The sequence below is a fragment of the Kitasatospora sp. NPDC058184 genome (assembly GCF_042883725.1).
Lineage (GTDB): Bacteria > Actinomycetota > Actinomycetes > Streptomycetales > Streptomycetaceae > Kitasatospora.
The window spans coordinates 115,129-126,958 of sequence record NZ_JBHVVE010000007.1 but is presented as its reverse complement, the minus strand read 5'-3'; the positions used below and the strand labels follow the sequence as shown (position 1 = coordinate 126,958).

The 11,830-nt window shown below is 73.8% G+C and carries 10 protein-coding genes; 7 read left to right on the top strand and 3 right to left on the bottom strand.

Annotated elements, in window-relative coordinates; translation table 11 throughout:
• Positions 1-19 precede the first annotated feature (19 nt).
• The 7 genes from ACFVXH_RS15615 to ACFVXH_RS15585 all read left to right on the top strand — a co-directional run bounded on the left by ACFVXH_RS15615 (position 20) and on the right by ACFVXH_RS15585 (position 9,794).
• Positions 20-2,239: a hypothetical protein gene (locus tag ACFVXH_RS15615; protein WP_387823758.1), complete on the top strand. Its 2,220-nt coding sequence runs from the start codon at positions 20-22 to the stop codon at positions 2,237-2,239.
• A gap of 55 nt (positions 2,240-2,294) precedes the next feature.
• On the top strand, positions 2,295-3,710 hold the full coding sequence (locus ACFVXH_RS15610; RefSeq protein WP_387823756.1) for a DUF6519 domain-containing protein: 1,416 nt from the start codon (positions 2,295-2,297) through the stop codon (positions 3,708-3,710).
• Positions 3,711-3,982: 272 nt separating this feature from the next.
• The gene (locus ACFVXH_RS15605; RefSeq protein WP_310593099.1) at positions 3,983-4,075 is read left to right on the top strand and encodes an Ms4533A family Cys-rich leader peptide; all 93 of its coding nucleotides are present in this window, start codon (positions 3,983-3,985) and stop codon (positions 4,073-4,075) included.
• Between the two features lie 145 nt (positions 4,076-4,220).
• Positions 4,221-5,942, top strand: coding sequence for an ABC transporter substrate-binding protein (locus ACFVXH_RS15600; protein ID WP_117486741.1), 1,722 nt, complete (start codon positions 4,221-4,223; stop codon positions 5,940-5,942).
• 32 nt (positions 5,943-5,974) lie between these two features.
• Positions 5,975-7,039 carry an ABC transporter permease gene (locus ACFVXH_RS15595; RefSeq protein WP_387823752.1) on the top strand — a complete coding sequence of 355 codons (1,065 nt, stop codon included), beginning with the start codon at positions 5,975-5,977 and terminating at the stop codon, positions 7,037-7,039.
• Positions 7,036-8,025 (top strand): ABC transporter permease, encoded by a 990-nt coding sequence (locus ACFVXH_RS15590; RefSeq protein WP_049651523.1) that lies wholly within the window; start codon positions 7,036-7,038, stop codon positions 8,023-8,025. The genes ACFVXH_RS15595 and ACFVXH_RS15590 overlap by 4 nt, the downstream gene beginning before the upstream one ends.
• Before the next feature lie 71 nt (positions 8,026-8,096).
• Complete coding sequence (locus ACFVXH_RS15585) at positions 8,097-9,794, top strand: ABC transporter ATP-binding protein (protein ID WP_387824253.1); 1,698 nt, start codon at positions 8,097-8,099, stop codon at positions 9,792-9,794.
• Between the two features lie 80 nt (positions 9,795-9,874).
• Here the strand turns inward: ACFVXH_RS15585 and ACFVXH_RS15580 are convergent, their stop codons facing one another.
• The 3 genes from ACFVXH_RS15580 to ACFVXH_RS15570 all read right to left on the bottom strand — a co-directional run bounded on the left by ACFVXH_RS15580 (position 9,875) and on the right by ACFVXH_RS15570 (position 11,826).
• On the bottom strand, positions 9,875-10,603 hold the full coding sequence (locus ACFVXH_RS15580) for a nicotinamide riboside transporter PnuC (protein ID WP_387823748.1): 729 nt from the start codon (positions 10,601-10,603) through the stop codon (positions 9,875-9,877).
• Between the two features lie 259 nt (positions 10,604-10,862).
• Positions 10,863-11,288, bottom strand: a complete 426-nt coding sequence (locus tag ACFVXH_RS15575) for a riboflavin kinase (RefSeq protein ID WP_074006036.1) — start codon at positions 11,286-11,288, stop codon at positions 10,863-10,865.
• Positions 11,281-11,826 carry a flavin reductase family protein gene (locus ACFVXH_RS15570; protein WP_387823744.1) on the bottom strand — a complete coding sequence of 182 codons (546 nt, stop codon included), beginning with the start codon at positions 11,824-11,826 and terminating at the stop codon, positions 11,281-11,283. The genes ACFVXH_RS15575 and ACFVXH_RS15570 overlap by 8 nt, the downstream gene beginning before the upstream one ends.
• Positions 11,827-11,830 lie beyond the last annotated feature (4 nt).

The window sequence follows — 11,830 nt, the reverse complement described above, 5'->3', positions numbered from 1 at the left end:
GCATCCATCGGAGGTGGGCATGACCAGGGACCCGGACGGGCTGCTGGAGCTGCTGCCCCAGTGGCACCGGCTGCGGGACGCCGACGCGGGCGAGCCGCTGCGCGCCCTGCTGGCCGTCATCGCCGAACAGGTGGACGTCGTCCGCGACGGCGTCGACCAGGGCTACCAGGACTGGTTCGTGGAGACCGCCGCCGACTGGGCCGTCGCCTACCTCGGCGACCTGGTCGGCTACCGGATCCTGCCCGGCTACGAGGAGGTGCTCGCCACCGGCCTGCACGGCGAGGCCTCCGCCGAGCGGATCGCGGCCCGCGACCGGCTCGCCGCCCGGCTGGCGCCCCGCCAGGACGTCGCGAACACGGTCGCCAACCGCCGCCGCAAGGGCACCCTCGCCCTGCTGGAGGAGCTGTCCGCCTCGGTCGCCGACTGGCCGGCCCGCGCCGTGGAGCTCTCCCGGCTGCTCGCCGGCACCCAGCCGGTGCGGCTGCTGCGCCCGGACGAGGAGCCGGCCGACCGGCAGCGGCTGGGCCGGGGCCGGCTGGTCGACGTCCGGCGCGGCGCGGCGCTGGACCTGCTCGGCGGGCCCTTCGACGGCCAGGCGCACACCGTCGACGTCCGCCGGGCCGCCTCGCCGCGCCGCCAGGGCGGCTACACGCCGGCCGGCGTCGCCCTGTACGTGTGGCGGCTGAAGCCGTACCCGGTGACCCGGGCGCCGGCCTACTGCGTCGACCGGGCCAGGAACCTCTTCACCTTCTCCGTCCTCGGCAACGACGCCCCGCTGGTCACCCGGCCCGAGCCGGGGCCGGCCGGCGCGCACCCCGCGACGGCCGACACCGTGCCGGCCCCGATCCGGCGCCGACAGCTGGCCGAGCGCACGGCCGACTACTACGGGCCCGGCAAGAGCTTCGCCATCTGGCGCGACGGCTCCCAGGAGCCCGTCCCGCCCGCCGAGATCGTGGTGGCCGACCTGACCGACTGGACCTACCGGCCCAAGCGCGGCCAGGTCGCCGTCGACCCGCTGCTCGGCCGGATCGCCTTCGGCGCCCGCTCCGCCCCGCGCCGCGGCGTCTGGGTCGACTACCACTACGCGTTCGGCGACGACACCGGCGGCGGCGAGTACCCGCGCGACCGCCCGGAGTCCCGGCACCGGGCGCTCTACCAGGTCGGCCCCGGCCGGCCGTTCGAGCGGATCAACGACGCGTACGAGCAGTGGCGCGCCGACCAGCGGGACGGCACCGCGGGCGGCTCCGCCGTCATCGAGATCACCCACAGCGGCGCCTACCAGGAGCAGTTGGACTTCGACCTGGAGGCCGACGACCGGCTCGAACTGCGCGCCGCCGAGGGCACCCGGCCGGTGATCCGGCTGCTCGACTGGTACAGCAACCGGCCGGACGCGCTCAACGTCCGGGGCACCTGCGCGGGCGGGCGGCTCGTCCTGGACGGCCTGCTGGTCACCGGTCGCGGGGTCAACGTCACCGGGCCGCTCGCCTCCGTCACGCTGCGGCACTGCACCCTGGTGCCGGGCTGGTCCCTGGAGCCGCACTGCGAGCCGCACGCGCCGCAGGAGCCCAGCCTGGTGCTGGACCACACCACGGCCTGCGTGCGGATCGAGCGCAGCGTCCTGGGCACGATCCAGGTCGTCGGCGACGAGGTGGACGACGACCCGCTGGAGATCCACCTGGCCGACAGCATCCTGGACGCCACCGGCCCGGACCGCCCGGCGCTCTCCGGGCCCGACTGCGAGCACGCCTACGCGGTGCTGCACGCGCACCGCTCCACGGTGGTCGGCGAGGTGCACACCCACGCGGTGCGGATCGCCGAGGACAGCGTCTTCACCGGCCGGATGCGGGTGGCCCGCCGCTCGCTCGGCTGCCTGCGGTTCTGCTACGTGCCCCCGGGCTCGCGCACCCCCCGCCGGTACGAGTGCCAGCCCGACCGGGTGCGCTCGGCGGTGACCGAGCTGGTCGAGCGCGGCGAGCTGGACCCGGCGCGGGCCGAGCGGCTGCGCGAGACCGAGGCCCAGCGGGTGCGCCCGCTCTTCACCAGCCTCCGGTACGGCACGCCCGGCTACGGCCGGCCGGCCGCCGGTTGCGCGCCGGAGATCACCCGCGGCGCCGAGGACCGCTCCGAACTGGGCGCCTTCCACGACCTGTTCCAGCCCCAGCGCGAGGACAACCTGCGGGCGCGGCTGGCCGAGTACACCCCGGCCGGCACCGACGCCGGCCTCTTCTTCGCCACCTGACCGACCCTGAGCAACTCCCAACCAGCTAAATACCGTTGACTGTGAGAGGGACCCCGTGCACGCAGACTTCTCGCGCCTGACCTTCCGGCCCGGCAGGCACTACTCCGCGGTGCTGACCCAGCAGGGCCGGGTCCAGCTCGACGCCGACGCCAACGAGCAGGCCGCGATCGAGCGCCACCAGCTGCGCACGCTCGCCACCGACCTGATCGGCCGGCGCGGCGGGCCCGCCGGCGCGGCCGGGTTCGCGATCGGCTACCTGCCGGGCAACCACGACCTGGACGACCTCACCATCGGCGGCGGCCGGTACTACGTGGACGGCGTCCTGTGCGAGGCCGACCGACCCGGGCCCGGCACCGCCGTGCCCGACGACGGCGTCTGGGGCGCCGAGACCCGGGAGGTGCCCGCCGGCTGGACGTACTGGGACCAGCCGGACGCCTACCGGGACCAGGAGCGCCCCGGCGACCGACTGCCCGACGCGTTCCCGTTCCTGGTCTACCTGAAGGTCTGGGAGCGCAGTGTCACCGCCGTGGAGGACCCGGAGATCCGCGAGGTCGCGCTCGGCGCGGCGATGCCCGACACGGCGGCCCGGGCCAAGGTCGTCTGGCAGGTACTGGCCCTTCCCGCCTCGGAGTTGAACGTGCCGGACGGCGGTCCGTCCCGGGTGCTGGAGGCCTTCGACGCCTGGGCCGAGCCCCGCGAGCGGCCCTCCTCCTGGCTGGCCGCGCGGGCCCGGCGGCCGGAGCGGGCCGGCGAGGACCCGTGCCTGGCGCACCCCGAGGCCGGCTACCGGGGCCCGGAGAACCAGCTGTACCGGGTGGAGGTCCACCACGGCGGTTCGGCCGAGGGCGGCGCCACCTTCAAGTGGTCCCGGGAGAACGGCTCGGTCGTCCTCCCGATCGCCTCGGTCGAGGGCGTCTGGGTCGCCCTGGACACGCTGGGCGACGACGACAAGCTCGGCCTCTCGGTGGGCGACCGGGTCGAGGTCGCGGACAGCGCGTACGTCAGCCGGGACGAGGCGGCGAACCTGCTCCAGGTGGAGGAGATCGACCTGCCGGGCCGCCGGGTGCGGCTGTCCGCCGAGCCGGTCCCGGGGGTCGGGCGGCTGGCCGAGCTCCACCCCTTCCTGCGCCGCTGGGACCACCGGGAGGCCCGCGGCCGGGACGCCCTGCCCCTGGCCGGCGGCGCCCTGCAGCTCGCGGAGGGCGCCTGGCTCGACCTGGAGGACGGCGTCCAGGTGTACTTCCGGCCGGGCGGCGCCTACACCCGGGGGGACTACTGGCTGGTCCCCGCCCGCACCGCCACCGGGTCGGTGGAGTGGCCGCGGAACGCGGCCGGGGAGGCGCTGCTCCAGGAGCCGGCCGGGGTGCGGGTGCACCACGCCCCGCTCGCCTGGGTGAAGGGCCCGACCACCGTTGTCGACCTCCGCCAGACCTTCGCCCCGCTGACGGCCACCGCCCGCTCCGAGATCTGATCGGCCGGGGCGCGGCGGCGGGCGCGGCAGGGCCGTCGGCGTCCTCGAGCCGAGGGCAGCGGGCCCGGGTGGGGGCGTCGACGGCGAAAGGGGAACCGGCCACGCCCCCCACCCGCGCGCATCGGCCATCCCACCGATACGTCGCGGACATTCCCGGTGTTCGCGGTGCTCGTGGTGTTCCCGGTGCCCCCGGTGTTCGCGGTGTTCACGTGTTGTCCGAATGGTGGTCGGGCTTTTTGACATCCTCCTTATCGTCATACATTCTTCTCGGCATGTCTGACCGTCACCCGATCACGTGCGCCGCCATCGAGCTGGCGCTGATCGGCGTGGCCGCGCACTGCGTTTCCGACAATCTCTGTCGCTGAATCCGCCCTGTCCCGACGCGTTTAGCGGTGATCGCCGCGTCGGGGCGTCGCCCCCTGCTGCGGGCGCGGTGCCGCTCACTTCCCCAGGCCTCACTGTCGCCCGCCTTCCTCCGTACACCATCGGTAGCGAAAGGCCCCCTTTCCGATGTCTCGAACCACCACCTTCACCCCTCGCCGCCTCGCCACGGCGACCGTCACCGTCGCACTGGTCGTCGGGCTGGCGGCGTGCGGACCGAAGGCCGACGGCGGTGGAGGCTCCGGCAAGGACGCCGCGCCGCAGCAGGGCGGCACCCTCACCGTCCTCAACCAGAACCCGCAGGACCAGTTCGACCCCGCGCGGCTCTACACCTCCGGCGGCGGCAACGTCCCCTCCCTGGTCTTCCGCACCCTCACCACCCGCAACCGGGCCGACGGCGCGGCCGGCACCAAGGTCGTCCCGGACCTCGCCACCGACACCGGCACCCCGTCGGAGGGCGCGACGGTGTGGACGTACCACCTCAAGGACGGCCTGACGTTCGAGGACGGTTCGCCGATCACCACGGCCGATATCAAGTACGGCATCGAAAGGTCATTCGCCCCCGAACTCTCGGGCGGCGCACCGTTCCTGAGGGACTGGCTGGTCGGCGCCGCGGACTACCAGGGCCCGTACAAGGACGCGCGCGGTCTGGACGCCATCGAGACGCCGGACGAGAAGACCATCGTCTTCCGTCTCAACAAGCCCGAGGGCGACTTCCCGTACCTCGCCACCCAGACGCAGTTCGCCCCCGTCCCGAAGGCCAAGGACACCGGGACGAAGTACCAGGAGCACCCCGTCTCCTCCGGCCCCTACCAGGTCGTCAAGAACGAGAACGACGGCGCCCACCTCGTCCTCAAGCGCAACCCCAACTGGTCGGCGGCGACGGACGACCAGCGCAAGGCGTACCCGGACACCATCGACGTGCAGTCCGGGCTCGACCCGGCGGTGATCAACCAGCGGCTCTCCGCCGGCACCGGCGCCGACGCGGCCGCCGTCACCACCGACACCAACCTCGGCCCCTCCGAGCTCGCCCAGGTGAAGGACGACAAGTCGCTCGCCGCGCGCGTCGGCACCGGCCACTTCGGCTACGTCAACTACCTGGCGTTCAACCCGAAGGTCAAGCCCTTCGACGACCCCAAGGTCCGGCAGGCCGTCGCCTACGCGATCAACCGCACCTCGGTCGTCAACGCGGCCGGCGGCTCCTCGCTCGCCGAGGCCGCCACCACCTACCTGCCCGCCCAGGAGACCTTCGGGTACACGCCGTACGACCCGTTCCCGGCCGGTGCCACGGGCAACCCGGCGAAGGCCAGGGAGCTGCTGAAGGAGGCCGGTTACCCGGACGGCCTGACCATCACGCTCACCCACTCCAGTGCCACCGGCAAGGGCTACGGCCCGGACCTGGCCGCCGCCGTCCAGGACGGCCTGAAGGCCGCCGGGATCACCGTCCAGCTGGAGGCCCTGGACTCCACCCGGTACTCCAAGACGATCCACACCGTCGGCACCGAGCCCGGCCTCTTCCTCTCCGGCTGGGGCGCCGACTGGCCGTCCGGCGGCCCGTTCCTGGCCCCGATCTTCGACGGCCGGCAGATCGTCACCGACGGCTACAACTTCAACTCCGCGCAGCTGGACGACCCTTCGGTGAACGACGAGATCGACCAGATCAACAAGATCACCGACCACGCCGAGGCCGCCAAGCGCTGGGGCGCCCTGGACAAGCGGATCGGCGACCAGGCCCTCACCGTCCCGCTGTTCCACCCCGTCTACAAGCGGCTGTCCGGCAAGGACGTCCGCAACATCGTCATCAGCGACTGGACCGGCGTCCTCGACATCTCCCAGGTCGCGGTCAAGTAACGGACGGGACCGGACGGATCGATCGGACAACCATGGCTCCACAGCAACCCCGAGCCGGGGAGGCCCCCGCGGCCTCCCCGGCCGCCGGGGGACCACAGGTGTGGCGGCGGCTGCTCGCGCGGCGCGCCGCCCTCACCGCCGGCCTCGTCATCGTCCTGCTCGTCCTGATCGCCGCGGCGGCACCGCTGCTCAGCGCGATCGAGGGCCAGGACCCCACCAGTTACCACAACGACCTGCTCGACTCGGCGGCCGGCGGGGTGCCCACCGGCTCCTTCGGCGGCGTCAGCGCCGAGCACTGGCTCGGCGTCGAACCCGGCACCGGGCGGGACGTGTTCGCCCGACTGGTGCACGGCGCCCGGATCTCGCTGCTCGTCGCCGTCGGCGCCACCCTCGTCCAGGTCGCGATCGGCGTCCTGCTCGGCCTCGCCGCGGGCCTCGGCAACCGGTGGCTCGACCAGCTGATCGGCAACACCACCGAGGTGATGCTCGCGCTGCCCACGCTGGTCTTCGCCATCTCGCTGATGGCGGTCGTGCCCCCCGGCTTCCCCCGCCCGCTGCTGCTGACCCTGGTCATCGGGCTGCTGGGCTGGGCCGGCACCGCACGGGTGGTCCGGGCGCAGACGCTCAGCCTCCGGCAGCTCGACTACGTGGCCGCGGCCCGGCTCGCCGGCGCCACCCGGTGGCGGATCGCCCGCCGGGAGCTGCTGCCGTCCCTGGCCGCGCCGGTCATCACCTACGCGGCGGTGCTGCTGCCGTCCAACGTGGTCGCCGAGGCCGGGCTGTCCTTCCTCGGGGTGGGCGTCAAGCCGCCGACCTCCTCGTGGGGCCAGATGCTCTCCGGGGCGACCACCTGGTTCCGCGCAGACCCGATGTACGTGCTGCTCCCCTCCGCGCTGCTGTTCACCACCGTGCTCGCCTTCACCGTGCTCGGCGACGCCGTCCGCACCGAGCTCGACCCCCGTGCGGCCTCCCGGCTGCGGGTCGGTACGGCGCGCGGCGGCTCCGGTCCGTCGAAGGCCGGCCCCTCGGGTGCCGTTCCGTCGAGCGCCGGTCCGTCGAGCACGGGCCGGGGCCCCTCCGAGGAGGCCACCGCATGACCCGCTTCCTGCTCCGCAAGGCCGTCGGCATGCTCGGCGTCCTGCTCGTCCTCTCCCTGGTCGTCTACGCGGTCTTCTACATCGCCCCCGGCGACCCGGCCCAGCTCGCCTGCGGCGAGAAGTGCAGCCCCGCCCAGGTCGCCCAGGTGCGCGAACGGCTCGGCCTCGACGCGCCCGTCTACCTCCAGTACGCCCACTTCCTCCAGGGCGTCGTCGCCGGCCGCGACTTCAGCGCCGGGACGGGCCTGCTGCACTGCCAGGCGCCCTGCCTGGGCATCTCCTACCGCAGCGGCGAGCAGGTCACCGACATGATCACCGCCCGGCTCCCGGTGACGGCCTCGCTGGCGCTCGGCGCGATGGTGCTCTGGCTGGTCCTCGGGGTCGGCACCGGGCTGGTCTCCGCGCTGCGCCGGGGCCGGCTCAGCGAGCGGCTGCTGACCGCGCTGACGCTGGCCGGCAGCTCCATCCCGGTCTTCGTCATCGGCCTGGTGCTGCTCATCGTCCTGTGCGCCCAGCTCCAGTGGCTGCCGTTCCCGAGCTACGTGCCCCTCACCGAGGACCCGCAGCAGTGGTTCTGGGGACTGCTGCTGCCCTGGGTCTCGCTCGCGCTCATCGAGTCCGCGAAGTACGCCCGGCTGACCCGCTCCTCCATGCTGGAGACCCTCGCCGACGACCACATCCGGACCTTCCGGGCGTACGGCGTCAGCGAGCGGCACCTGGTGACCAGGCACGCGCTGCGCGGCGCGCTCACCCCGGTGATCGCGCTGACCGCCATCGACCTCGGGACGATGTTCGGGTCCGCCGTGCTGACCGAGTCGCTCTTCGGCCTCCCGGGGCTCGGCAAGCTGCTGGTCACCTCGGTGGGCCTGATCGACCTGCCGACCGTCGTCGGCCTCACCCTCGTCACCGGGTTCTTCGTGGTCCTCGCCAACGTCATCGCGGACGTGCTCTACGCGGTGACCGACCGAAGGGTGGTCCTGACGTGAGCGCCGGAACCCTGAGCCCCGAGCCCCGGGGCCCCGAACCCCTGAGCCCCGAGCCCCGGGGCTCCGAACCCCTGGCCGCCGGAGCCCGGGGCGAGGCCCTGGTCGACGTCCGGGACCTGGTCGTCGACTTCCCGGTCGGCGACGGCCACGTCCGCGCCGTCGACGGCGTGGGCTTCACCCTGGAGGCCGGGCAGGCGCTCGGCATCGTCGGCGAGTCCGGCTCCGGCAAGAGCACCGTCGCCTACGGGCTGCTCGGCCTGCACCGCGGCACCGGCGCCCGGATCGGCGGCTCGGTGCGGGTCGCCGGGGTCGACGCCGTCACCGCCGAGGGCGACGAACTCCGGCGCCTGCGCGGCGGGTTGGCCGCCATGGTGTTCCAGGACCCGCTCTCCGCCCTCGACCCGTACTACGCGGTGGGCGACCAGATCGCCGAGGTCGTACGGGTGCACCGGGACGTCTCCCGCCGGGCCGCCCGGGCCCGGGCCGTCGAGGTGCTCGACCGCGTGGGCATCGCCGACGCGGCGCGGCGCTCGCGGTCGCGTCCGCACGAGTTCAGCGGCGGCATGCGCCAGCGGGTGCTGATCGCGATGGCCCTGGCCTGCGAGCCGCGGCTGCTGGTCGCCGACGAGCCGACGACCGCGCTGGACGTCACCGTCCAGGCCCAGATCCTGGACCTGCTGCACGAGTTGCGGGCCGAGACCGGGGCCGGGCTGGTCCTGGTCACCCACGACCTGGGCGTGGTCGCCGGGAGCGTCGACCGGGTGCTGGTGATGAAGGACGGCCGGGCCGTGGAGCACGGGCCGGTCGCCGAGGTGCTCGGCGCTCCGCGCGAGCCGTACACCCGCGCGCTGCTGTCGGCGGTGCCCCGGGTCGACGCGCCCGCCGAGCCGGCCGAGGCGGCCCGGTCAGCCGGGTCGACCGGGCCCGTCGGGGATGACGTGCTGCTCGAAGCCGTCGACCTGCGCCGGGAGTTCGCCACCCGCGGCGGCCTCACCCGGCGCACCGGACCGGTGACCGCCGTGGACGGCGTCTCGCTCACCGTACGGGCCGGCGAGACGCTGGGCGTGGTCGGCGAGTCCGGCTCCGGGAAGACCACGCTCGGGCGGATGCTCGTCCGGCTGCTGGAGCCGACCGGCGGCCGGCTGCACTACCGCGGCCGGGACATCGGAGCGCTCGGAGAGAAGGAACTGCGCCCGATCCGGCAGGAGTTGCAGATGGTCTTCCAGGACCCGGTGTCCTCGCTCAACCCGCGTCGCAGCATCGGCGAGTCCATCGCCGACCCGCTGCGCATCGCCGGGGAGAGCGACGAGCGCCGCATCCGCAGCCGGGTCGGCGAACTCCTCGAACGCGTGGGGCTCGACGCCGACTGGTACCACCGCTACCCGCACGAGTTCTCCGGCGGGCAGCGGCAGCGGGTCGGCATCGCCCGCGCGCTGGCACCCCGACCGCGGCTGATCGTCTGCGACGAACCGGTCTCCGCGCTGGACGTCACCACCCAGGCCCAGGTGGTCGAGCTGCTGGGCGAGTTGCAGCGCGACCTCGGCCTCGCGCTGGTCTTCATCGCCCACGACCTCGCCGTGGTCCGGCAGGTGAGCGACCGGGTCGCGGTGATGCGGGCCGGGCGGATCGTGGAACAGGGCGACGCCGACACGGTGTACGACTCCCCCCAGCACGCCTACACCAAGGGCCTGTTGGCCGCCGTCCCGGTCCTGGACCCGGCCGAGGCGACCGCCCGCCGCCACGCCCGCCTGGCCTCCGCCGGCGCCTGACCGTCGACTGCCCGGCCCGGGTCGCACCTCGCGGGGTGCGGCCCGGGCCGGGCAGTCGCGTACAGGTTCATGACGAACCATCAGTTGGTCTTGGTGACCCGGGAGTTGGCGCCTTCACCCGCGCGGCCTTCGTCCCGGCCCTCGACCAGGACGGCGGGCTCCAGCGGCGAGGCGATCTCCTGCGGCCTGCTGCGGGACGCCCAGTCGCGGATGCCGAGCACCACCATCACGAAGAAGATCCCGTAGACGATGCCGGAGAAGTACAGCTCGGAGTGGACCGCGAGCGGCACGCCCACCAGGTCGACGGCCAGCCAGACGAACCAGAACTCCACGTAGCGGCGGGCCTGGCTGTACATGGCGAGGATCGAGCCGACGAAGATCCAGGCGTCCGCGAGGACCATCCACCACGGCGCCCCGGGGTAGAACGAGGCGTCCGTCCCCTTCAGCACCGCGCCGAACGCGGCCGTCCCCGCCACCATCGCGGCCGCCAGCACGGCGCGTTCCTGCCACGACGCCCAGCGGACGTTGATGGTGCCTTCCTGCTCGCGGCTGCGCTTCCAGGTCGCCCAGCCCCAGGAGGCCGAGACGATGATGACGATCTGCCGGGCGGCGTTGCCGCCGAGGTGCACGTTCAGGCTGGCGATCAGCAGCAGCACCGAGCCGAGGATCTGCACCGGCCAGGCCACCAGCGAGCGCCGCAGGGCGAGCCAGACGGTGGCGAGCGCCAGGATGTTGCCCAGGAAGTCGGACCAGTAGACGGGGAGGCCGAAGAAGTCGAACTGCTCGTTCAACCAGTGGAACGCGCTCATGACTCACACCTTTGTTCGTGCGGAGCGAGGTGGGGGAAGGGGCGGTCGGCCCCGCCGAAGCGGGGGGTGCGGGGCCGACCGGGCTCGTGGCGCGGGACGCGGGGTCGCGGGGGAAGCTGGGGCGCGCGCCGGGCAGGTGAAGGACGGTGCGAAGAGGTGGTGCGGGCGGATCAGAAGAGAACGGTTCAGAAGAGAACGGTTCAGGAGAGAACGGTTCAGGAGAGAACGGTTCCGGAGAGGACGCTTCAGGAGAGGCGCTTCAGGAGAGGACGGCGAGCACGTGCCGTCCGTGCTCGGAGTCCAGCAGGGCCTCGGAGCGGCGGACGTCCTCCCGGGCGGCGAGCAGCAGCTCGTCGACGGAGGCGAACCGCTCGGTGCCCCGGATCCGGGCGACGAACCAGAGCTCGACGCGCTCGCCGTACAGGTCGCCCGGGGTGTCGTGGCAGTACACCTCGGTGTGGATCTCGGAGGTGTCGCAGAAGGTGGGGTTGGTGCCGACGCTGATCGTCGCGCGGTGCACGGTGCCGCTCGCACGGCGGGCCAGCCAGCCGCTGTAGATCGCGGGCGGCGGGGCGGGTGTGCCGGGGTCGGGGGCGATGTTGGCGGTGGGGAAGCCCAGCCCCCTCCCCCGGCCGGCACCGTGCACCACGGTGCCGGACAGGGGGGCCGTCGGGGTGTCAGCCATGGGGGGTGAGCTCACGGAACTGGCTGGTGTGGAAGACCAGCGGCTCCACTCCAGGGAACAGCTCGACGGTGAGCAGTTCCAGCAGGACGATCTCGTGGTCGCCGCCGTCGTACACCGCGTGCATCCGGGCGGTCAGCCAGAGCGCCGCGTCGTGGATCAGCACCGCGCCGCCCGGCGTGGCCTGCCAGCCGGTGCCGTCGAAGCGGTCGCCCGCGCGGGAGGCGAGCCGCCGGCAGAGCGCGCCCTGGCCGCGGCTGAGCACGCTCAGCCCCAGCTCCGGAGCCTCCGTCAGCCGGGGCCAGGTGGTGGAGGTGCGGGCCACGCTGACCGCGACCATCGGCGGCTCCAGCGAGATCGACACGAAGGAGCTGACCGCGAGCCCGACCGGTTCGCCGTCGCGCAACGCGCCGAGCGCGACCACCCCGGTGGGGTAGGCCCCGAACGCCTGGCGCAGCGCCGCGCCGTCCAGCTCCGTACTGTTCGGCTGCTCCGCGGCGGTCGCCGCGGCCGCGGTCGGGTGGTGGGCGGGAGTGACCATGGTC